Source organism: Bifidobacterium sp. 7101 (genome assembly GCF_000499285.1).
In the GTDB taxonomy this organism is placed as follows: Bacteria; Actinomycetota; Actinomycetes; order Actinomycetales; family Bifidobacteriaceae; genus Bombiscardovia; species Bombiscardovia apis_A.
In genome coordinates this window covers 461789-483845 of the sequence record NZ_AWUN01000002.1, presented here as the reverse complement: position 1 = coordinate 483845, position 22057 = coordinate 461789, and the positions used below count along the sequence as shown (strand labels likewise).

Annotated in this window: 14 protein-coding genes, 1 tRNA gene and 1 pseudogene; 4 read left to right on the top strand and 12 right to left on the bottom strand. The window is 63.1% G+C overall.

The genetic code is table 11. The annotated features are described in order from the left end of the window. Nucleotides 1-226: 226 nt before the first annotated feature. Genes P272_RS0104570 through P272_RS0104560 form a run of 3 tightly spaced genes read right to left on the bottom strand, consistent with a single transcriptional unit; the run spans nt 227 to nt 7268 of the window. Complete coding sequence (locus P272_RS0104570; protein WP_052323191.1) at nt 227-4420, bottom strand: murein biosynthesis integral membrane protein MurJ; 4194 nt, start codon at nt 4418-4420, stop codon at nt 227-229. Next, nucleotides 4417-6630 carry a DUF6049 family protein gene (locus P272_RS0104565; RefSeq protein WP_052323190.1) on the bottom strand — a complete coding sequence of 738 codons (2214 nt, stop codon included), beginning with the start codon at nt 6628-6630 and terminating at the stop codon, nt 4417-4419. Before P272_RS0104565 ends, P272_RS0104570 begins: the two co-directional genes overlap by 4 nt. Next, nucleotides 6627-7268 carry an NUDIX hydrolase gene (locus tag P272_RS0104560; RefSeq protein ID WP_441293854.1) on the bottom strand — a complete coding sequence of 214 codons (642 nt, stop codon included), beginning with the start codon at nt 7266-7268 and terminating at the stop codon, nt 6627-6629. Before P272_RS0104560 ends, P272_RS0104565 begins: the two co-directional genes overlap by 4 nt. Before the next feature lie 108 nt (nt 7269-7376). On the opposite strand from P272_RS0104560, the gene P272_RS0104555 reads away from it, so the two are divergent. After that, nucleotides 7377-8801 (top strand): CCA tRNA nucleotidyltransferase, encoded by a 1425-nt coding sequence (locus P272_RS0104555; RefSeq protein ID WP_029678365.1) that lies wholly within the window; start codon nt 7377-7379, stop codon nt 8799-8801. A gap of 111 nt (nt 8802-8912) precedes the next feature. Here P272_RS0104555 and P272_RS0104550 read toward each other — a convergent pair whose 3' ends face one another. The 7 genes and pseudogenes from P272_RS0104550 to P272_RS09675 all read right to left on the bottom strand — a co-directional run. Continuing rightward, nucleotides 8913-9524, bottom strand: coding sequence for a LytR C-terminal domain-containing protein (locus P272_RS0104550; protein ID WP_029678364.1), 612 nt, complete (start codon nt 9522-9524; stop codon nt 8913-8915). A 10-nt stretch (nt 9525-9534) separates the two neighbouring features. Next, nucleotides 9535-10455, bottom strand: a complete 921-nt coding sequence (locus tag P272_RS0104545) for a 4-(cytidine 5'-diphospho)-2-C-methyl-D-erythritol kinase (RefSeq protein WP_029678363.1) — start codon at nt 10453-10455, stop codon at nt 9535-9537. After that, a complete protein-coding gene (gene rsmA, locus P272_RS0104540) occupies nt 10452-11333 on the bottom strand; it encodes a 16S rRNA (adenine(1518)-N(6)/adenine(1519)-N(6))-dimethyltransferase RsmA (protein ID WP_029678362.1) in 882 nt (293 codons plus the stop codon). The genes P272_RS0104545 and rsmA overlap by 4 nt, the downstream gene beginning before the upstream one ends. Nucleotides 11334-11366: 33 nt before the next feature. Beyond that, entirely contained in the window at nt 11367-12785 is a 1419-nt protein-coding gene (locus P272_RS0104535) for a G5 domain-containing protein (RefSeq protein WP_029678361.1), read from the bottom strand. A 403-nt stretch (nt 12786-13188) separates the two neighbouring features. Beyond that, nucleotides 13189-13262 (bottom strand) — tRNA-Thr (locus tag P272_RS0104525). Nucleotides 13263-13372: 110 nt separating this feature from the next. Next, nucleotides 13373-14296, bottom strand: a complete 924-nt coding sequence (locus P272_RS0104520; protein WP_029678360.1) for a DsbA family protein — start codon at nt 14294-14296, stop codon at nt 13373-13375. A 967-nt stretch (nt 14297-15263) separates the two neighbouring features. Then, a pseudogene (locus P272_RS09675) lies at nt 15264-16346 on the bottom strand (serine/threonine-protein kinase); the annotation flags it as partial. 172 nt (nt 16347-16518) lie between these two features. Here P272_RS09675 and P272_RS0104510 point away from each other — a divergent pair. From P272_RS0104510 to P272_RS08650, 3 genes are all read left to right on the top strand, one after another. After that, nucleotides 16519-16917: a carboxymuconolactone decarboxylase family protein gene (locus tag P272_RS0104510; protein ID WP_029678358.1), complete on the top strand. Its 399-nt coding sequence runs from the start codon at nt 16519-16521 to the stop codon at nt 16915-16917. 202 nt (nt 16918-17119) lie between these two features. After that, a complete protein-coding gene (locus P272_RS0104505) occupies nt 17120-18247 on the top strand; it encodes an ABC transporter ATP-binding protein (RefSeq protein ID WP_029678357.1) in 1128 nt (375 codons plus the stop codon). Nucleotides 18248-18418: 171 nt separating this feature from the next. Beyond that, nucleotides 18419-20068 carry a DUF4032 domain-containing protein gene (locus P272_RS08650; RefSeq protein ID WP_044097757.1) on the top strand — a complete coding sequence of 550 codons (1650 nt, stop codon included), beginning with the start codon at nt 18419-18421 and terminating at the stop codon, nt 20066-20068. A 104-nt stretch (nt 20069-20172) separates the two neighbouring features. On the opposite strand, the gene rlmB is transcribed toward P272_RS08650, so the two are convergent. Together rlmB and P272_RS0104490 are read right to left on the bottom strand one after the other, a co-directional pair. Further along, nucleotides 20173-21165, bottom strand: a complete 993-nt coding sequence (gene rlmB / locus P272_RS0104495; protein WP_029678356.1) for a 23S rRNA (guanosine(2251)-2'-O)-methyltransferase RlmB — start codon at nt 21163-21165, stop codon at nt 20173-20175. Nucleotides 21166-21257: 92 nt separating this feature from the next. Continuing rightward, nucleotides 21258-22010, bottom strand: a complete 753-nt coding sequence (locus tag P272_RS0104490; RefSeq protein ID WP_029678355.1) for a carboxymuconolactone decarboxylase family protein — start codon at nt 22008-22010, stop codon at nt 21258-21260. Between the last annotated feature and the right edge of the window lie 47 nt (nt 22011-22057).

Here is a 22057-nt window from a genome sequence, read left to right as displayed (position 1 = left end):
CTGCCGCCGTTGTCTAAGGAAACTGTATTACCTGCGGGCGCTATGTAGGAGGAAATATCCAACACATTACCATTTCGGTACACCCATAGTATCGGCGTGCTGATGGGAGGGCAGTCATGTCTGGCTGATGGGGCCCATGGGGCTTGCATGCAACTGCGGCCGTCGGATGGTCTGTGGGTCGACGTCAGGATGATTCGCCTTTGTTGCCGTCGACCCACAGTCATGCTCAGAAGGCCTGGACGGAAGTAAAGCGCAGGCTGTTTCCCGGCATGCCGTCCATGGGCACCCAGATGACCAGGTCCTGAGTCGTCACCGGCTCGCGCAGGGTGACCTGCGTGGTGCCTGAGGCATCGAAGCTGAAGTCCGCCAGCGGCTGTCCTTGGTTGGGTTGAGCCGCCGTGGAATTCGCATAGACCTGGGCATGGCCGCCGCTCTGAGGCGCGACGATGGTCAGGCGGGAGACCTCTTGCGGTTGGGTCAGGTGCATATACCACCCATAGCCCTGCAGGCCGGCAGGCTTGTTGAGGAAGCGCTGGCGACTCGTCTGATAGGCCGTGGTGTTCTTGGGCTTGGGCGGATCGGGAACCTTACCGGCCTCCTTGTCAGCGTGGCCGACCTTGTCTGCACCAGCATCGGCGCCAGCCTGAGCCTGATCATTGCCATCGCTGGAGGGAGATGCCTCCTCGTTCTCATTGGTCTTGCCAGGGAAGGGCACGTTAGACATGACCGGCCAGCCGCCCTCACTTTTACCGACCTTGGATCGGGATCCAGTAATGGTCGAGAGGGCCCAGACCAGGGCCACCACAACGATTACGGCCGCTATGGCGATGACCACCGAGCGAGTTGTGAAGCGGCCGAACAGACGGGTGTCCGCCATATCGGCCTCATCGTCCAGATCCTTATCCTGCTCATCGTCGGGAAGAACCGAGTAAGTCACCGGAACGGGCATGGAGTGGATTTCAGGCGTGAAGCTGGGGGGCAGCGGCTCCATGACCGTGGTCTCCTGTTCCTCCTCATCGAAATCAGGGTTCTTGGAGGATCTGACTGCCTGGGCAGGTGCCTTGGTCTTGTCAGAAGCAGTGGCGGAAGAGCGGTGTCCACTCCGGGCTGCAGGTTCTCCACTGCCTCCGACAGGAGGTTCGGCGGCCGCAGCGCCTGTTTGACGCGTATGTGAACCTCTGCCGTCTTGTGAGGTGCTCAGGCCGGAGGTTGCCTTGGCCTGGTCGCTGTTGGTTTTGTGGAAGTCCCACTGGGAGAAGCCTCGCTCCACAGGATTGTTGGCAGTAACACCGTTGCCGCTGAGAGCCTCGGACGGTTTACGCTGATCGTCTTTGACGGTCGGCATCCGTCCGGTCACAGCCTTGGACTCTTCCTCATTCACGGCTACGGGTCTGATCGCTGTAGCCCTGAGTGCGCTCACATCCATGGCTGCGGTCTTGCGGGAGGAGCTGTTCAGCGAGCGTAGCCGCTGGCGCTCGTCGAAGAGCGAGAAGAGGTCGGTATCCGTATCCTCTGGATTGAGCATTTCGATTTCGCTGCGGCCAGGGAAGAGCAATTGGTTGGTCTTCCAGTGCGGCTCATGGTGGGATACGGTCTGCGCGGCAGGCAGGGCCGAGGAGGTCAGTCCTGCGGGAAGCGGGAGTACGTTCTTGGGGTCCACTGGACGCAGGGCCACGGACTCGATGGAGGCGCGGCCGTCCAGCTCGGGCCAGATCAGATCGCTGTCGGTCAGTTCCTCGGGCGGGACCCAGGGGCTGAGCAGGGCCGAGAGCTCCGCCAAAGTGACCAGTGGAACCGGCACGGCTCCCTGCTCATTCGCCAGGCCCAGCCCACGCATGCAGATGATTTTGAACTCTTCCGGGGTCTGCTTGGGCAGTGCCTGCAGACTGGGCTGCCGTCCGTCCTGGTCGGGTCGGCGCGTCAGCATGGCATAGAGCACGCCTGCCAGCTCGCGTATGGCATACTCCTCGTCCGTCAGTCCCGTCTCAGTTGAGGCCGATGGGTGCTCAAGCATGGGCGATATGGGTGCATCGGCCAGGGTGATCGAGGCCGGGGCCAGCCTGATGGTGCTCGTGGAGACCGCATAGTCGACCATGCCTGCGGCATGCAGGGTGCGCATGGCTTCGGTGACCTCGCCCATGATGGTGCCGATGGCCCGTTCGCTGAGCGTTCCCCCGGCGGGTCCGTGCATGTAGTCCCTTAGGGACATGCCGGCATCGGGGGCGGTGACGATCAGAGAGACCTTGTCACGAGTGTGCAGCTGGTAGACCGGGGTGAAGCGGCGATCCTTGCTCAGCGCCAGGCTGGAGGCATTGACGTTGATCCGGTCCATACAAGTTGAATCCCCGGCGATGAAGAGCTGGCAGTCCCTGTCCAGGACCTTGTCCTTGGCCCGCCAGGCGCTCAGACCGTTCGCACGGCGGAGCAGGGTGACCAGGGTGTATCTGCCGAGGATGGTGTCTCCGATATGCGCGTTCATGGTTGCCGAGCTCTCATCAGAAGTGGGGCGTCGCCTGTAGTCGGCGACACCGTGGTGGACCTTGCTGTTCCTAGGTACAATCCTAACGGGTTGCGGGGTCGGAGGGGCCGGCGGGGGTCCGGCTATCGCGGATTCTCCATCAGCGTCGGAATCGCGGGCCTCCTCGAAGTTCTCCAGTGCTGCGTCCATGCCGGGCAGAGCTGAGTCGGGGGAGGAGGAGTGCACCACCCTGACCGAGCGGTCGGCCAGCCGGGAGGGTCGCTCCTGCAGTGCGTCCAGGCTGCGGACAGGGTGCCGGGCTGTCCTGCCCAACCGACGGGCCAGATTGATCAGCAGCTGGATGAATTCCTCAGTGCGCAGGGCTACCAGGGTCACGATATAGATGACCGCCGTCAGCAGGGTGATGACCACGCAGATAAAGAGCGCCTGCACCCAGCTCATGTGACCCTGCCTGCCCTGAATCCAGGCGCCGACCAGGTGGGTCACCGGGGTTTTGACCGTCAGGGCGGCTGCCAGGGCCAATCCCGCAGCCAGGAAAGCCTTGGCGTAGGTGATAAGAATCCGCCGCTCGTCCAGATTCCCCTGGAAGGGGCTGCGCAGCATGTGAGCCAGGACAGGGAAGCTGAGGAGGCTGCTCAGAGACAGGCTCAACCCTACCATGGCCGCCCAGTAACGGGGAGGCAACAGGCGTATGGATACCAGAACCAAGGCTACCTGAATGGTGTTGGAGACGGCAGCGAAGATGAAAGGATGCCGGCCATCCTCAAAGGCGTAGAAGGTGCGCTGAATGAGCAGGAAGGCGCTCGTGGGAACCAGCCCAAGGGACAGGGTTATCAGCGGTCCTGAGATAAGGACAGACTCATGGACGCTTACCGAGGGCAGCAGGGCTCGGGTGATGGGCACTGGAATCGCCAGCAGGACTGCGGCGAAGAAGAACATGACCAGTCCCACATTGCGCAGGGCCTGGCTCAGATCATTGCGGGCATCCCCGATGCGGCCGTCCGAAACCGCCTTGGACAACTTGGGGAAGAGCGCCGTGCTGACCGAGACGGCCACCAGCGAGTAGGGCAGGATGAAGATGGTGTAGGCGTTCTGATAGGAGCCGTTGCCGGCGATGTCAAACGGGTTGCCCTCCAGGGGGGCGCCGTTGTTGATGCGGGCATTGACCACGTTGGCCAGCTGGTTGATGATGACCACGCACATGCTCCAGGCCGCCACCGAGCCCATGGATCGCAGGCCGATTCCGCGCAGGCCCCAGCGAGGACGATAGCGGAAGCCGCTCATGATCAGGGGAATGAAGAGGACGAGCGCTTGGAAGGCCACTCCCAGGGTCCAGGCCCCGGCGGTCAGGGCCACCTTGCCGTTGTCCCAGAAGCCGACCGGTTGATTGCGGGCGTTGCCGAACAGGAAGATGAAGGCCAGGAAGCCCAGACAGCTGATGACGTTGGCGCCCACCGAGCTCCAGGCATATGCGGTGAACCGGCCCTTGGCGGCCAGGATCTGTCCTAGGACCGTGTAGAGCCCATAGAAGAAGACCTGGGGCATGCACCAGAGGGTAAAGGAATTGGCCAGGGCCCGCTGTGCAGGGTTCCACTTGGAGTTCAGATAGATGGTGGTCAGCACGGGGGTGCCCAGCATCAGCAGCAGGGTCAGCAGGGCCAGGAGGACCATGGCGACCGTGATCAGCTTGTTCAGCCGGTCTGCTGCGTCCCGCTCCTTGAGGGTGCGCACAATCTGCGGGACCAGGACGGCGTTGAAGATGCCGCCCGAGATCAGGGTGAACATGACCTGAGGAATCATGGCGCCGGTCTGGTAGGCATCGGCCGCGATTCCGGTGGTGCCTATGGCGGCTGCCAGCAGGATGGTGCGGATTTGCCCGGTCACGCGGGAGGCCGCGGTGCCCGTGGCCATGATGGCGGAATTGCGCCCTACGGAACTCATTCGTCCGGGTCCTTCGTACGGTGGAACTGCCGCCAGAGCCCCAGAAGTCCCAGGAGCACGGCGATGACAATGATGAGCATGCCACTCATGTCGCTCAGTCGCAGATTGCTGGTGATCTGAGCCCGGCGCACCTGGCCGAAGGGGCGACCCTGGCTGTCCAGCAGGCCGATGTCCACATTGGCTCTACCGGCTGCCGCCACCCTGACCTTGAAGGTTACCTGGGCCTCGGAGCGGGCGGGAATGACCGCCTCCGCCATACGCGAGGTGACGATCTCCATGGAATCGGTTCGAGCGCTGATGCGGGCGTGGACAGGGTAGGGGTGGCTGTTGCTGACGGTGACGGGCATGGAGGCCGTCTCACTGACGACGTTCAGAGACTCGCTGGGCGTGATGCTGATGCCGTCCAGGAGCCGGTGGGATATGGCCTCGGCCTGATCGGCCAGACCAGCGGCGGTTGCGGTTCCCCCCAGGGACTTCAGGGCTAGGTCATCGTGGGCTGCGGTCAGTTGGTTCAGCCACTGATGCGGATCCTTGGGCTGGCGGGCGGTGGTCTCGGCATCCTGGCGGGCCAGGGCCTGGCTGTCTGTCTTGCCCGCCGTGGCACTGGCAGTGGGTTGGGAATTCTGCTTGTCGTCAGCCAGGATGGAGGTGGCGAACCGGTCGATGTCAGCCCGGCTGGCGATCAGGGAATCCAGGGTGCCCGTCGAGCCATTGCCATGTTTGGAGGTGCTCTTGGCGCTGCCCAGCTCCAGGGCCTTGAGCAGACCTGACGACCCGCCGGTGAAGTCAGGCGCCTGCATCAGGTCGTCCATGGACTTAAGACTGATCCATGGGGCACGCTCCAGCTCGGTCATGATCCGATCCGCCTGTTGGGTGTCCTGATCGGCGTCGAAGCAGACCAAGAGGGAGCGTTCAGCGTAGGGCTGCTCCATCTGGTAGAAGGCGCTCTGGGCTATGAAGCGGGCCGTCTGCCCGGCCTGAGTCTGCTCACCGGTAGCACGTGTGGAGCTGGGGTGGCCCCTGGCCAGGTTGCTGAGCTCGCGCTGGGCCGACAGGACGGTTACCTTTCCGGCCTTGGTTTCGATGGTGTACTTGCCGGTGTGGGCGGAGGTGCCGGCGCCGACCTCGAAGCCCTGGGGGGCGATGACCGTCTGATAGCCGGCACGGCGGGCCGCAGCGATGGATTCCATGGTCCACTCCTGTTTGCCCTGCCAGGCGTACGCGCCAGGCGCTGCGTCCCCATAGAGCTTGGCCGCGGTCTGGACACTCCAGGCCTCCGGGGTGACACCAGCCTGGGTATAGCGGTCCTGACTCTGGGGCGCATACCCAGTGATGTCAAAGTCCGCTGGCTGAATCAGCCCTTGTATCTGGGGACGGTTGGCGAAGGCGGACAGGTAGACCGGGTCGCCCAGGGCTTGCAGGGACCCGTGTCTGGACAGCAGCTGGCTCTGGTCCTCCTGGCGGCGGGTCCCCTGGCGGGTCAGTGTCACACTCCGGTTTTTATCGTTGCCCGAGCCTGACTCGGATTCGGCACTGGACTGGGTCATCAGCGCTGTCATGGCCTTGTCGTCAATGTTCCAGTCCGAGGAGGTCAGCGGCAGGACCATGGTCAGGGACAGGGCGGGGGTGCCTGCAGTGGGCAGGCCATCCCAGGTCCGGGTCAGAAAGGTGAATACGTCGCCCAGGATCCGGCCCTGATCGTCGCTTAGGGAGAGCCGGACGGGCTTGGGTCCCCAGCTGGTCATCTTCTTGATCGCGTCTTGATCAGCCGGTACGTTGACTGCGACCTCGGTGCTCTGCCCGGCCGGAATCGTCGGTACTGTCTGTGTACCCAGCACGTCCGGGGTGGGGATGCGGGCATGACCTTCGGACCAGGTCTGCATGTCGGCCCGGGAGCTGAAGGAGTAAAGGGCACTGGTGGATACGCTCAGATGGGCATTCTCCATGGGTTGGTTCGCTGTGTTGGTCACCGCAGCGCGCAGGGCGTAGCCGGACTGGTCAGTCACCACTGGCGTCGACCAGCGCAGGGCCACCTCGGCTGAGCTTTGATGACTGGTGGCGGCCAGGGCTGGTGTCGGATGCCAGGGAGTCATCACCAGGGCGGCCAGAAGGACGATTGCCAGCAGGATTCGGGGCCACTGGGTCCACCGGTTGAAGGCATGAGTGCGCTGGCTGGTGCGCCCGCTCGGGCGCAGGGGGGTCTGGATCATAGCTGTTTTTTGTACTTCCTCGCGTAGAGCCAGGCTATTTTACGCTCATTGGGGTAACTGAGCACCGAGGTCAGGTCAGAGAAGTCCACCCAGATGGCGTCCTCGGCCTCATGATCGGGGTCGCCCTCCACGCTCAGGGATCCACCGATCATCCGCAGGACGAAATGATGAACCAGCTTGTGGACCCGCTGATTGGTCCCGGTGAACCAGTAGTCGATGGTAGCGATGGAGTCGGTCACTCTACCCAGTATCCCCGTCTCCTCATGGACCTCGCGCACCGCCGTCTGTTCGGGTGTTTCCCCCTTCTCGATATGCCCCTTGGGCAGACACCATTCCAGATGGCCCGAGCGGGAGTGCCGGGCGATGATGGCCACCCGGTCATGCCGGTCGAAGATTAGCCCGCCCGCCGAATATTCGCGCACCACAGGCAGCTCCTGGGCATCCAGGGAGGCAAACGTGGAAGGACCGGAAGCATGTTTGTGCCGGGGCATGAGGGCAGGCGTGGGAGCGTCATCCTCGGTCTGTATGCGCTCGCGAACCTGTGGATCCAGGCGTTCGCTTACAGTCTCCACCAGGTGGCCCGGCCCCTGCTGTCCGCGGGCATGGGTGTCCGCAGAGTCGGCGCTATGTGCAAGCATGCGCGCCATGTCCGCGGGCGTAATCATACTCCAACTCTACGTAAGGTAATGTGCAGGTGGGGTAACGGTATGCTAGTAGGCGCATCAACTCCGTAGGAAAGGGTGAGCGTGGATTTCCAAGTCTGGCCGGAGGCCATCGAGCTCGGGCGCCTCTTCGCCGAGCAGGGATTTGAACTGGCGTTGGTAGGGGGTCCTGTACGCGATCTGCTCCTGCACCGGCACTCCCACGACCTGGACTTCTGCACCTCGGCCCGGCCCGAGCAGTTCGAGCCCATTCTGCGTCACTGGGGGTCGGGTTTCTGGGACATGGGACGCAAATTCGGTACCCTGGGCGCGCTGCGGCGGCGTCCTGATGGCACCGAGGTCAAGGTGGAGGTGACCACCTACCGGCGAGACACTTATGATCCCGACTCCCGCAAGCCTGAGGTGGACTATGGGGACAGCCTTGAGGGTGATCTTTCACGGCGCGACTTCACCGTCAATGCTATGGCCCTGCGGGTGCCCGACCTGGTCTTCGTAGATCCCTACCGAGGGGCCAACGACCTGGCCAAGCAGGTGTTGCGGACCCCGGTGGATCCTCGCCAATCCTTTGATGACGACCCCCTGCGGATGATGCGGGCTGTGCGGTTCGTGGCCCAGCTGGGATTCACCATCGCTCCGGAGACCGCAGAGGCCATCACCCGCATGACCGATCGAATCAGCATCGTCTCGGCCGAGCGGATTCGCGACGAGCTGACCAAGCTCATGCTGGCCGACCATCCCGTCCAGGGCATCGAGGCCCTGGTGCAGTCCGGCCTGGCTGACATCGTTCTGCCCGAGGTGCCGGCTCTGCAGCTGGAGATAGACGAGCATCACCGGCACAAGGACGTTTTCGAGCACACCCTGATGGTGGTGGACCGGGCCATCGCCCTGGAGACCGGACCTGACGGACCTGTGCCCGCCCCAGACCTGACCCTGCGCCTGGCCGCCCTGCTGCACGACATCGGCAAGCCAGCCACCAGACGCTTTGAGCCCGGCGGCAAGGTCAGCTTCCATCATCACGATGTAGTTGGAGCCCGGCTGGCCCGCAAGCGCCTCAAGGCCCTGCGCTTCGACCACCACCTGATCGCCGATGTCTGCAATCTGATTTCCATGCACCTGCGTTTCCACGGCTATGTGGACGAGCGGTGGACCGATGCGGCTGTCCGCCGTTATGCCCGAGAGACCGGTCCGCTTTATGAGCGGCTCAATCGTCTGACTCGTGCCGATGCGACCACCCGCAACAAGCGAAAGGCTCAGGTTTTCTCCTCCGCCATGGACGAGCTGGAGGACAGGGTGGCTCAACTGCGCCGGCAGGAGGATCTGGATGCCATCCGGCCTGACTTGGATGGACGACAGATCATGCAGATTCTGGACCTCAAGCCCGGACCGCAGGTGGGACGCGCCTATAAGCACATGCTGGACTACCGCCTGGATCAAGGCCCGGTCGACCGGCAGACAGCCGAGCAGGAGCTGAGGGACTGGTGGCAAAGGGAAGGCGCCGACCAAGCCTGACCCAGGTCGTACCTTTCCGGGCGGGCGCTCTTGGTCAGGAGACTGCGAAAATTGGCGGCGAATATTGTGGCTACGTGATGTTGAATCCGGCAGTACGCCGGATCTGCAGCGTCAGGCCTTGGGGGCCTTGGGCAGGTTCTTCATGGAGGAGGGGTCGGCCTGGCAGCCCTTGATGGCTTCGATCTTGCGGCCTACGACAGAGTTGCTGTCCTCGTCGTCCAGGTCGGTAAAGGTGGCCCCTATGACCACGTCGATCAGATCGTCGTTACGGTCGTCCATGATCAAAACCGCATCGTTGAATTGGGATCCCACAGTGTAGCCGCGGTCAATGGCTGAGGCTCCAAAGCGTATTTGGGTGCGGGCTGTCTCGGTCTTGCCCGGATAGTCCGCCACATCCTGCATGTTGAATCCCCGATTGCGCAGTGCCGAGGCCAGGGCAGTGGCCAGACCGGACTTGTTGGTTCCGTTGAGCACCCGCACGCGGATGTCGGGGTGGTTGACCAGCTTGGCATTGTCGGGCGGGCAGGGCACGGCGACCCCATAGTTGGGCTTGGCGATGCTGGCGTGTTTGGCGGTATGCCCGATGGACCCGAAGATGATCAGTCCGCAGATGATCAGGATGGCCACTAGTGCGCTGACGACTATGGTGAAGACCATCTTCTGCCGCCGTCGCACGAACTGCCTGCGGGCCTCGCGCTCGTCGAGTGGTTCGGGATTCGTCATGTTGCCTACTCTACTGTCCATGGGTGACTCGCAGGGGGATTATCCTGGGCAGGACTGGCGAGTCAGCCTCGATGATTCTGTCCACGGCATTCTGCTCCCGCCAAAGCCTGATGAGTGTGATTGCCTGCTCGGGACGAGGGGCCATGACCACTACCGAGGGGCCGGATCCAGAGACGAAGGCCGGCCCGATGCCTGCCCGCCGGGCCAGGTCCAGGGCCCGGCGCGAGCGAGGATGCAGGGTGCAGGCGGTCTCCTGCAGGTCGTTCAGGTCGTGGGGGTCGGGTCCGATCAGGTCGAAGGCCTTGTAGACCTGGGCTGTGCTCAGCTGGTCCTCGTAGGCGCCGATCAGGAGGTGTCCGGTCAGCCCATCCCTGGACAGCTGCTGGGCCTGTGGGCCGTCAGGATCCAGGGGCTGCAGAATCTGGCCGAAACCTGTCCCCCTACTGAGCCCTCCATGCAGGCAGAAGGGCAGGTCAGCGCCCAGCTCGGCGGCGATGCGATCCAGTTCGGCGGCAGGCATCCCTAGATTCCAGAGCCGGTTCAGGCCCAGCATGGTTCCGGCGGCATCCGCGGATCCGCCGGCCAGTCCGGCGCCCACCGGTATCCGCTTGACGATGTGGATGGCAACATCAGGCTGGTGCCCGGTGGCCTTGGCCATGGCCAGGAGGGCCTTGACGGCCAAGTTGGCGCGTGGATCGGCATCACGGCGGTTCAGGTCACCCAGGTGTTCGCCCTCCAAGCTCAGGCGGAAGCCGCTGCCAGGTTCTCTCCGTTGCAGTTCGACTTTGTCCCAGATCCCCACGCCGCTGTAAATGGTGTCCAGGCGGTGTCGCCCTCCTAGGTCGGTTCGTGTCGGTCCGACGCGGAGCCTCAGATTGATCTTGGCGGGGCAGTAGAGAGCAATGCCATCCCTCCCGGTTGCCGGACTCACGCGGTCACCTCGCGGCGGGCTTGCTCCAGGTCGACGAACTCCTCGATGGTCATGGTTTCCCCCCGGCGTGCAGGGTCAATGCCTGCAGCCTGGAAGGCTTCGGCGGTCACCAGGCCCTTGAGTGCGGCGTGCAGGGTCTTGCGGCGCTGTCCGAAAGCGGCATCGATCAGGGAGAAGACCTCGGTTCTTGTCCCCGCATCCCCGCGTCCGCGTCCATCCTTGTCCCGGGTGAAGGAGACCAGGGCTGAGTCCACGTTGGGGGCTGGCCAGAAGACATGGCGCCCGATCCTGCCAGCCTGGGCGGCATGGCCGTACCAGGCCAGCTTCAGACTGGGAGCGCCGTAGACCTTGGAGCCCGGGGCGGCCGTGAGCCGGTCCGCCACCTCCTTCTGGACCATGACCAGAAATCGGCTCAGATTGGCGAACCGGGCCAGGAGGGTCAGAATGATCGGAGTGGCTACGTTGTAGGGCAGATTGGCCACCATAGCCAGGTCGGTGGCCGTGCCCGCGTCGCCTGCCAGCTGAGGGGTCAGGGTCAGAGCATCCCGGTTGATCACGGTCAGCCGTTCCAGGCTCTCCGGCATGCGCTCGCGGACGGTCTGCGGCAGCTGCCGGGCCAGGACGGGATCGATCTCGTCGGCGGTCACCAGGCAGCCCGCCTCCAACAGTCCAAGAGTCAGAGATCCCAGACCAGGACCCACCTCCAGAACGGGTTGGCCAGATTCCACCCTGGCCAGACGGACGATCCTGCGGACGGTTCCTGGATCGATGACGAAGTTCTGCCCCAGTCGCTTGGTGGGGTGGATGTCGATCTGGTCGGCGATGCGCCGGATGTCGGCTGCTCCCAGGAGGCGGTCGCTCTCGGTTTTAGTGTTCATGTCGGTTCATTGCTCGTGGATGTGGTTAGGGGATCAGTACGAATTATGCCGTTTTTGGTATTGCAGTGCTGTACTAGGATTCCCGTACCGTTGTGCGATGTAGTAAAGGCCCCAATCAATCTGGACAGCAGCATCGTCACGCCAGTTGGGTCCATATTTCGCCATCTTGGAGCCGGGGTAAGCCTGGGGAATGCCGTAAGCGCCCGAATTTTTATTTTCGGCATTCCAGAGCCAGTGTGATTCCTTGTCCCAGAGTTTCACCAGGTCTGAGAACTGTGATCCCGTCCATCCGCGCTGGGCGGCTGCACCCCCGGCATAGGCTTGGGCCAGTTCAGAGCTGGCATGCCAAAGACCGTCACGAGATGGGCTCGGCGCTGGCGACGGGGCTGGCTTGTTATCGGGCATAGCTGGAGCTGGTGTGCTCGGCTGTGTCGGCTGCGTGGTCTGCGGAGGCTTGGTCTGTGTTGGCGTAGGGGCCGGTGTCGTTGCCGACTGTGAATCCTTGCTGGGCGAGGGGCTCGGAGATGGCGTTTTCTGCGCCTGTTGGGAATCCTTGCCTGTGTCCTTGGACTGCTGCCCGCTGTTCTGTTCCTCCTTCGGCTTGTCGGGACCGACGGCCACCACCTGATCCACTGGCATGGCTACGGTCTCCTCCTTGACCACCTGCTCCGATTCGGCCTGTCCGTCCACGTAGGTGACCTGGATGGTCTGCAGGCGTTGACCGGCTACGCCCGCCTGCCGCACCAGGGTCTGACCGGGCGCAAGGCTCGGGTCGACCACGGTCCTCGTGGCGAAGGATATGGGGATTGTTTTTTGAGTGTTTCCGTGGGTGACCCGTTGGACCCGCAGCACGGTGGTGCCCTGGTCATGCTCCACGCTGACCCGGTCCTCCTTGCCCAGCACGATGCCCTTGGAGTCCAGTATGGATGCGGCTGGGAGCTTGCCGTCAGGGGCCACCGAGGTCTTTCCGTCAGCTATGACAGTGACCGGCCCTGCCTGGTTGATGACCAGACCGCCGGTCAGCTGGTTATAGACGTTGCCCACATCCACGGTGACCTTCATGGCCTGCTTGCGGTTTTCCTCGAAGAATCCCAGCAGTTGGTCCATGCTGGTGGCTGTGGTCCAGAAGGGCACCCGCTGGCCCTGGATGACGATGGTGGTCTGATAGGCGGAGCGCACGGTGACCGCCGCATGGTTGCGCAGCTGGCCTCCGGATGTGGAATCGACCAGGTCGTGGGTCTTGACCTTGATCCCCTGCTCGCGCAGCAGACCGTCCACGCTATAGGCATAGGTGGTCACCATTTTGGTCTGCCCGTTGACGCTCAACGCCACGCTCTTGCGCGCGGAAATGAAGAAAGTCAGGACCATGGCCAGAACGACCAGGAGGGCACAGGAGACCACGCGAATCCTTCTGAGCACGACGAAACGCCGCGGTGTCCAGCGTCTGGCCATGTGCTCGCCTCCCCGTTCCTGCCTTGTCTGTACCCGGCAATTCTAGCGGTGAGGGCATGGACTGAGGCCGCACAATCCGCAAGGTCGGGCAAATATCCACATTTGTCGCAGGCGGATGGCAATAAAAAAGCCGACTTAACCGTCATCGGTCAGTCGGCTTTTCAAGACCCGGGCCCTAGGCCGGCGGATCAACGTCAAGAGGACGGGAATGAAGGGGAATGATCCCGTCCTCGAATACGAACGGAGATGGTTGGGGAAAAGCTCCGTTCGTACTTCGGAGAACGAGCCTCCGAAATGACTTACTCGAGGGAAGTATTTGTAATTATCCAGGTAATGTCCATTATTATAGCCTGCCCGGAGACAAAGCTGAATAGTCGAATTTAATGGTTCGTTCCTGGCGTAGAGCCTCCTGTCAGAGTCGAACTGACGACCTGCCGCTTACAAGGCGGCTGCTCTGGCCAACTGAGCTAAGGAGGCGGTCCCGGTGGTCCATTACAGCATTCCGGGCCGCGGTACGGAATGATATCGTACCATCACCGTCCCCCCAAGGGGACGCTGGACGCGAAATTTCTCTCGACCTGCCTGGTTCAGTTCAGTGAGCGCGGTTGGCCGGAGGCACCGATGGCCGGCATGGCGCCCTTGACGCCCACCTTGGACTGGTCCAGGCCCAGAGCCTTGAGCAGGCCCGTGCGGTAGTCCAAGCCCGCCTTGGACAGGTTGCCCAGCTCCCAGTAATTGCCATTGATGCGGACCGTGGGCGTGGTCATCTGCCCCTTGTTGGCCCCGGAGGGATTCCAGAGCTCCTTGCGCAGAGGGGTGTAGGTGTCCATGGCCTTGATCCAGTCCCGGTAGTGGCCCTTGACCGCCTGCTCGGCAACCTTGGGATCAACCCCGGCCTTGATGGCCTGCTGGCGGATCTTGTCGTTGCTGATGGGGTGGTAGTCGGACTCGTCCGGTTGGAAGTCCTTGGCGTAGAGATTGGCGATGAAGGGCAGCAGGTGGTCGGGGTCGTGCTGGGCCACGTAGATGGTGGCCGTGCCCGTCCTGCTCGAGTAATTGTCGGTGGAGAGCCGGTCCATGAAGCTCATGGGGTAGATGACCAGGTTGATCTGCCCGGCATCCACCAGACCGGTCAGGGTTGAGTCCAGTCCGCGATGCAGGGCGCCGCAGCCTGGGCACATGAAGTCCATGTAGATCTCCACGGTCGGAGCCTTGGCCACCGGCTTGTTGAGCCCCTGGGAGCTGATCAGGAAGCCGCCCTGGTCATTGGCGGCCGAAGGCTTTTCCTTGACCTTTGCGACGGCCTGACGGGCCTGCTCCAGGTCCTGGGTCTTGACCGGGCGATGGCTGCGCCAGTAGAGGAATCCGCCCAGAGCGATCAGAGCGATGAGTACCACGGTGACGAAGACGCCGATCATGGTCTGCTGGCGGCGCTCCTTGGCCTCCTGGAGCCGCCGTGCCTCTTCCTGGGCCTTGAGCGCGGCCTTGCGGTTCTGCTTGCCCTTGGACATGACCTGGATCCTTTCCTTGGCGTACTGAGCATAGTGTAGCCGCCAGGGGTGGAGCACGACCTTAGGCACGCAGGAGGTGGATGGGGGCCCAATCCATGGAGGGCTGGGCAATCAACCCGGCCAGGAGGACGGCCACAATCAGCAGCCAGATCAGGAGCAGGATCCGCCTGCGGTGGGGGCTGCCCGGCGCCTCAGGAACCTGACGGCCCATGAGGATGCGACCCGCCGCCAGACGCAGGACCATGTTGCCGCTGTTGGCCTTGGGGGCTGAGCGGTCCTGCATGGGCAGTGTTGTCAACAGCCAGCCTGCCAACGTCGCCAGGGCCATGGCCAGTCCGCCGGTGGACAGGGGTCTGGCCGCTGGCAGGGGGACGGTCAGTAGGTGCTCGCCCAGGGTCAGGCCTGCGCGAACGGTGGTGAGGGCGCCCGCCCAGGTCAGTGGCAGAGCAACCAAGGCTTGGACGAGGATCATGCCCGGCAGGCGGAGTAGGGCGGCTGCCAGGCCCTTAAGCAGGTGCCAGGGGAAGGCGGCTGCGTTCAACAGACGGTCGGTGCTCCGTCGAGGGCCTTCGCGGCGCAGCTCCCGTTCGATCTGGGCTTTTATGCTCCATCCTGCGGTGCTCAGGGCCCAGAGGAGGATTCCGGCGGCGGCCAGTGCCGAGACCGGGGCCAGAGCTGTCAGCAGGGCAGGAAGGATTCCCAACATGACCAGGCAGGGGGTTCCGGCCTTGAGGTAGCGCAGACGTCGCATCTGGGCGGGGGGCTGGTCTCCCAGCCAGTGGGCGTTCGCCTCGTTGCGGTATCCGCTGGGCAGAGGTTGTGCCGAGGGCAGCGGATCCTGAACGGTGGTGGCTTGAAGATCTTGACGATCCGCTAAGGGTTGTTGGTCCTGCCAGGCCTGTGTCTGCTCCTGCTGCTCCTGGGCTGCAGGCAGGGGATTCAAGAGGCTGGTGGGCTGTTCCGAGTCGGGCAGGATGGTCGTCTGCTCATCGGCTCCGTTATCTGTCGGAGGTTGTGACCAGGCCGTCCGCGGACTATTCGGATCAGCCTGCGTAATAGGCGGCATGGGCATGGTGGCCGGCTCAACGACCATGGTGGGCGAGTCGGCCTGCCCCTCAGCCTCCGAAGATCCGCCGCCAAAAGGGCGCATCGTCTCCTGACTGCCCTTGTCGTCTTGCTCCCCTTGCCAGGCCTGCGGATCCATGGCGTCCCGGCTGATGGCCTCCAGGAGTTCCTGAGGGGTGCAACGTGCGCCTCGGTCGGGGGAGAGGGCCGAGCGCAGGGCTCTCATGGTGCCCATGGGCAGTCCGGACAGGTCGGCATTGCCCGAGGCCTCCCGCTCCAGAACCGCCATCATGGGCTTGTCGCCGAAAACCGCTCGTCCGGTGGCTGCATAGGCTAGAACAGCTGCCGTGCTCCACCAGTCGGTTTCCTGGTCGGCCTCGGCTCCATCGATGATCTCCGGGGCGATGAAGCCGGGGGTTCCCATGACCAGTCCTGTCCGGGTCACGTGGCTCTGCCCCTGGCCCATGGCGATGCCAAAGTCCACCAGCACCGGCCCCGAGACCGAGATCATGACATTGGTGGGCTTGATGTCTCGGTGGACGATGCCCGCCTGGTGGACGGCTGCGACGGCATCGGTCAGTTTGCGTGCCAGCCGCTCCAGGTCGTCGCCACGATAGGGACCGTTGACAGCCACGTCGTCGCGAAGGTTGCGCCCCTCGATCAGCTCGGTCACGATGAAGGCCAGGGCATCATCAAGTTCCATATCCACGATCCTGCAGACACCTGGATGGCGAATCCGTTGCAGGGCCAGAGCCTCGCGTCGCAGGCGCTCGCGGGCCGAGGCGCGCTCCTGTACGTCGGGGCTGTCTGACGAGACCTGATCCTCCTCCAGGGATTCACGCAGGATTTTCATGGCGTAGTCCTGGCCACCGCCATCCCGTGCGCGCCAGACGGACCCCATGGCACCGCCGCCCAGGGGCTCGATCAGGGTGTAGCCCCCGACCAGCCGTCCCGGCCTCAGGTCCAAACCCTCAAGATCGCTCATATCTCCATTGTGCCCCGACTGGTTGAAAAGCACCTGATTGCGGTCCCTGCTGTTTCGCCGCGTCCGAGATTGCCGCGAATGGCTCGACTGCTGACGACATAATGCGTAAACAGGCGTTGATACAATATTCTCGGCGGGAAAACATACAAAACAACAGAAAGAGGGGGCTTCCATGGAAGCTTCACGCTTTGAAAAGGGATCCGAGGCTTTGGCCGCCATTGATGGCAAGGGAGGCCAGGCTGTCATCGACTCCCTTCAGGACATAGCGCCGGACCTTGGTCGTTGGATTGTCGAATTCGCCTTTGGCGACATATACACCCGGAAAGGACTCGATCTTCAGCAGCGCGAGCTGGTCACCATAGGCAGCCTGGTGACGCAGGGTGACACGGCTCCGCAGTTGGCCGTCCACATACAGGGAGCTCTGAATGTAGGGCTGAGCAAGGCGGCCGTGGTTGAAGCCATACTCCAATGTGCTCCCTACGTGGGATTCCCCAGGGTCATCAACGCGATCAACGTGGCCAGAACGGTCTTCGAGCGCGATTCTGAAGATTCCGACAAGCACGAGGATTGAGTCGACGACGGTGAACACGTCGAATTCAGGCCTTGGTGTATAGTGGGCACTGGCTCAAGGGAGAGTTTCTCTTAACCACAAAACAGAAAACCGTCGCATGGCCATGCCGATGTCGGTGTTGACCCCGGGACGGAAACCACAGTGAAAATCAACCCTTCACTACGGATCGTTCGGCACGTACCTGCCGATGAAAGGATGAACAATGGCAGAAGTGGTATTCGACCACGTCACTCGTATCTACCCGGGCAACGATGAGCCCTCGGTCAGTGACCTCAGTCTGGACATCAAAGACGGTGAATTCCTTGTTCTGGTAGGGCCTTCCGGCTGCGGAAAGTCCACCACCCTGCGCATGTTGGCCGGCCTGGAGGAGGTCAACAAGGGCCGCATCATGATTGGTGACAAGGACGTGACGACCATGCAGCCCAAGGACCGCGACATCGCCATGGTCTTCCAGAACTACGCTCTTTACCCCCACATGACAGTGGCCGACAACATGGGCTTCGCCCTGAAGATCGCCGGCACCCCCAAGGATCAGATTCGCCAGCGGGTGGAGAAGGCCGCCGAGGTGCTGGATCTGACTGAATACCTGGACCGCAAGCCCAAGGCTCTGTCCGGTGGTCAGCGTCAGCGTGTGGCCATGGGCCGCGCTATTGTGCGTCAGCCCAAGGTCTTCCTGATGGATGAGCCTCTGTCCAACCTGGACGCCAAGCTGCGTGTCCAGACCCGTACACAGATCGCCGCTCTGCAGCGCCAGCTGAACGTCACCACCCTGTACGTGACCCACGATCAGACCGAGGCTCTGACCATGGGCGACAGGATCGCCGTCATCAAGCTGGGCGTCCTGCAGCAGGTGGGTGCGCCTACCGAGCTTTACGATCGGCCGGAGAACGTCTTCGTGGCCGGCTTCATCGGCTCGCCTTCCATGAACATCAACATTCACCCCGTGGTCAACGGCCAGGCCAAGATCGGCGAGGACACCATCAGCCTGCCGCGCGAGGCCGTCGACAAGCTGACCCCCGAGGACCAGGGCAAGATTGTCGTGGGCTTCCGTCCCGAGAATGCCTCTCTGGCCAGTGCCTCCGATCCGGATGCCTTCTCCCTGAAGGTGGCCAACGTGGAGGATCTGGGCTCCGACGGCTACATCTACGGCAACATTCTGACCGACAACAGCGCGGCTGAGCAGGCCATCGTCATGTCCGACCAGAACAAGCTGACCACCATCCGTGTCAACCCGCGCGACCTGCCCAAGGTGGGCGACGTGGTCAAGATCCACATCGATCCTGAAAAGATGCACCTGTTCTCCCCGGCCAGCGAGCTGCGGCTGAACTGAGCATTCCTGTGACCCTGCGGTTCGGCCACGGTTTCCCGCCGAGCCGCAGGGCCCGTATCGATCATTGATATCATCTCCTTTCCTTGTTGACCGGGTGACCAGGAGCCCCGCGCGGCGCATCCGTGCGGGGCTCTTCCCGTATAGGATGGGCGGCGATGGGATGGATGAAGCATGACTAGCGTGAACATCAACCGGGCGACGGCCTCCTCTCTGGACCCCCGTGCCCTGAAAGCCACCTCGATAAAGACCACGGCCGATCCCTCCTCCGAGCAGGAACCGGCTGCCCTGCATATCACGGCCACCAGCTCCAACCCCAGGATGTTCACCCTGCCCTGGGAGCGGCCGCTGGCTACCTGGCCCAGGGATCTGCTGGCCAACCTGCCCAGAGGCATCTCCCGGCACGTGGTGCGCTTCGTCCACGTGGGCGACGATGTCTACGCCATGAAGGAGATCACCCAGAGGGTGGCTGAGCGGGAGTACGAACTCTTGCGCAAGCTGCAAAAACTGGAGCTGCCCACGGTCAACCCCATCGCTGTGGTCACCGGTCGACACACTCGCGAGGGCGAGCCTCTTGAGGCCATGCTGGTCACCCAGCACCTGAAGTTCTCGCTGCCCTACCGTGCCCTTTTCGCCCGCAATCTGCGCCCGGACACGGCTGAACGTCTGATCGATGCCCTTGCGGTTCTTCTGGTACGGCTCCATCTGGCCGGCTTCTACTGGGGCGATGTCTCGCTGTCCAACGTGCTCTTCCTGCGTGATGCCGATGCCTTCTCGGCTTTCCTGGTCGATGCCGAGACCGGCGATCTGCACCCCAGCCTGACTGACGGCCAGCGTGAGTATGACATTGACCTGGCCAGGACCAATATCATCGGCGAGCTCATGGATCTGGATTCTGGCAACCTGCTGGCTGGAGAGGTGGACGAGGTCGGCGTAGGCAACCGGCTGGTGGACCGCTATCACTCCCTCTGGAGTGCTCTGACGGACGTGGACAGCTTCGACCCGGACGAGATGTGGAAGATCGAGCGCCGCGTCAACCGGCTTAACGATCTGGGATTCGACGTGGACGAGCTGGAGATGAAGACCGAGGAGGACGGCAACCGGGTGCTGGTGCGCCCAAGGGTGGTTGATGCCGGCTACGCCTCCCGCAAGTTGCTGCGGCTGACCGGTCTGGATGTGCAGGAGAACCAGGCCCGGCGGCTGCTCAATGATCTGGATGCCTACCGGGCATCCACCTGGCGGCAGGGTGAGGATCTGGAGATTGTGGCCACCGACTGGATGCGTGAGGTCTTCGAGCCTACTGTGCGCATGATCCCGCCGGAGTACCGTTCGCAGATCGAACCGGCCCAGTTCTTCCATGAGGTGCTGACCCACCGCTGGCTGATGGCCGAGAAGGCCGGTCACGATGTACCCATGGCCGAGGCCGTGCAGAGCTACATCAGCGAGTCCCTGCCCGAGTACCGGCTGGACTCCGAGGACATGAAGACCATCAACGAAGAGGCCGATGCCGGGGTGGTCGACGACGAGATGAATTGGCAGGGCGCCCATGCCCAGGCCGGTCAGGGTGAGCAAGTCACCAGAGATCAGGCCGACAAGGACGCAGATGGCCATGATGGGGTGGCTGACCAAACCAATGCTGAAGGCCAGACCGGAGCAGACACCCGGACGAACCGTGACCGGGCTAGCGAAGAGGTGCAGTCACAGCCAGCCTTCGAGGACGCGAATGGAGGCCGAAGTTCGCTGAGGTCGGTCTACGCCCCCGGCAGTCTGGATGCTGCTGCCGACCAGGACGATCAGGACGACGCGGTCTGGGCGTCCAGCTGATTGATTGGTTTGTGCGGCAATGGTCTGCTGCTTGCTGGCTGATGCAGGCAGGCTGTTGCCGCTCGGAATGTCCGTCTCCTGATTGTCGGTGTTTGCCTAGTGGATTATTTGGCTTGGCTGGCGGACCGTCGGCGTGCCATGGCTACGGCGTAGAGGCTGATGCCGGCCGCCACCGAGGCGTTCAGAGATTCCACCGAGCTGGAGATGGGGATGGAGGCCAGGGCATCGCAGTTCTCGCGGACCAGGCGGCTCAGCCCCTTGCCCTCGGAGCCCAGGACCACCACCAGCGGATCGGTCTCGAAGCCTGTCTCGCCCACAATGGCGCTGCCTGCGCCGTCCAGGCCGACCGCGTAGTAGCCGCGTTCCTTGAGACCTTGGATGGCCTTGGTCAGATTGACCACGCGGGCCACGGGCAGATGGGCGGCGGCTCCGGCGGAGACCTTCCAGGCTGCGGCTGTGACCGAGGCGCTGCGTCGCTCGGGCAGAATTACACCAGAGGCCCCGAAGGCCGCTGCTGAACGGATCACTGCCCCCAGATTCTGCGGGTCGGTGACCCCGTCCAGGGCGATGAACAGCGGGCGGGCGGCAACCTTGGTCGCCTGGTCGGCCCCTTCCAGCGCAGCCGAGTGCTTCTCGGCCCTATCGACCAGGCTCTGCAGGGATGCGTACTGGTAGGGCTGCACCTTGAGGACCACGCCCTGGTGGTTGCTGGACCGGGCGATGCGGTTCATCTCCAGGCGGTCGGCTTCCAGCAGGTTGAGACCCTCCTGACCTGCCAGCCTTACGATTTCTCTGGTCCTGTCGTCGTGTTCCATCCGGGCGGCCAGATAGAGTTGGCTGGCCGGGACGCCTACACGCAGGGCTTCCAGGACAGCGTTGCGGCCGATGACCAGGTCGTCGGAATCAGAGGTGAACCGGTCGGCCCGGCGCCGGGCTGCCAGACGCGGATCGGCCGCCTGCCTGCGCTGGGCCGCCTGCCGGGCCTTGTATGCCTTGTGGTAGACGCGATCCTCTGCCTTGGGGGTAGGCCCCCGGCCGCGCAGCTTGTTGCGGTGCTTGCCGCCCGAACCCTTGGTCGGGCCTTTCTTGTTAGCCATGTCTTCAGTGTAAAGGCAGGCGGGAACCGGTCAGTCATCCGTCGGCCTCAATACCTGCAGAGTGAAAACACGCTGTAACCAGGCCGTGTGAGTCACCCCAGAGCGGCTACTTGATCAGGATTCGGGAACTCCATCCACTCGACTGGAGACTGTCCCTTCGATGCAGGGGTGACGGCGATGTGGGCCATGGATGACCGGCCCGAGGCCCCGTGCCAGTGTCTGACGCCTGCCGGGCAGAAGACCACGTCGCCGGGTTCCAGTTTGCGCGCCCGATGGCCCTCCTCCTGCTCCCACCCCTGCCCGGCGGTGACGATTAGCAGTTGGCCATGCGGGTGGGTGTGCCAACGGTTGACGCATCCTGGTGCGAAGGTCACATTGCTGGCCGAGCATTCCGCGTCCGGATCGGTCAGGCGATGCAGCCAGACATGACCGGTGAAGTTGGGTCCGTCGGCCGAGTCTCCCAAGGGGTAGGGTCCTGAATCCGGTTCAGTCCCGGCTTTGGATGGGGTTGCAGCGCTGTCCTGGTTCTCACCGTAGACCTCCTTGGCCAGGCCGAAGGCCGACCATGCCTTGGGCCAGCCTGCGTAGAAGGCCAGGTGGGTGATCAGCGCCACCATTTCTGTGCGGGTGACGCCATTGCTTTTGGCTATGGCCATGTGGCTCTTCAACTGGGGGAAGAGTCCCATGCTCATCAAGCCTGCGCAGGTGATCATGCTGCGGTCACGAGCCGAAAGTTCGTCCTCGCGGGACCAGACCTGGCCGAAGAGCACGTCGTCGTTCAGGTGGGCGAATTGTGGCGCGAACCGACCGAGCCGGTCGTGGCCCGCAGTTTGTTTGATTGCCATGGGTTAGTCTCCTTGCCATCATTGTGGCCGGGTCATTCCGGCAGATT

Coding starts and splice junctions, on each gene's coding strand:
- rsmA (WP_029678362.1), bottom strand. CDS start 11,333: ATGAACACTAAAACCGAGAGCGACCGCCTCCTGGGAGCAGCCGACATC.
- P272_RS0104570 (WP_052323191.1), bottom strand. CDS start 4,420: ATGAGTTCCGTAGGGCGCAATTCCGCCATCATGGCCACGGGCACCGCG.
- P272_RS0104490 (WP_029678355.1), bottom strand. CDS start 22,010: ATGGCAATCAAACAAACTGCGGGCCACGACCGGCTCGGTCGGTTCGCG.
- P272_RS0104535 (WP_029678361.1), bottom strand. CDS start 12,785: ATGGCCAGACGCTGGACACCGCGGCGTTTCGTCGTGCTCAGAAGGATT.
- P272_RS0104560 (WP_441293854.1), bottom strand. CDS start 7,268: ATGCTTGCACATAGCGCCGACTCTGCGGACACCCATGCCCGCGGACAG.
- P272_RS0104565 (WP_052323190.1), bottom strand. CDS start 6,630: ATGATCCAGACCCCCCTGCGCCCGAGCGGGCGCACCAGCCAGCGCACT.
- P272_RS0104510 (WP_029678358.1), top strand. CDS start 16,519: ATGGAAGCTTCACGCTTTGAAAAGGGATCCGAGGCTTTGGCCGCCATT.
- P272_RS08650 (WP_044097757.1), top strand. CDS start 18,419: ATGACTAGCGTGAACATCAACCGGGCGACGGCCTCCTCTCTGGACCCC.
- P272_RS0104505 (WP_029678357.1), top strand. CDS start 17,120: ATGGCAGAAGTGGTATTCGACCACGTCACTCGTATCTACCCGGGCAAC.
- P272_RS0104550 (WP_029678364.1), bottom strand. CDS start 9,524: ATGACGAATCCCGAACCACTCGACGAGCGCGAGGCCCGCAGGCAGTTC.
- P272_RS0104520 (WP_029678360.1), bottom strand. CDS start 14,296: ATGTCCAAGGGCAAGCAGAACCGCAAGGCCGCGCTCAAGGCCCAGGAA.
- rlmB (WP_029678356.1), bottom strand. CDS start 21,165: ATGGCTAACAAGAAAGGCCCGACCAAGGGTTCGGGCGGCAAGCACCGC.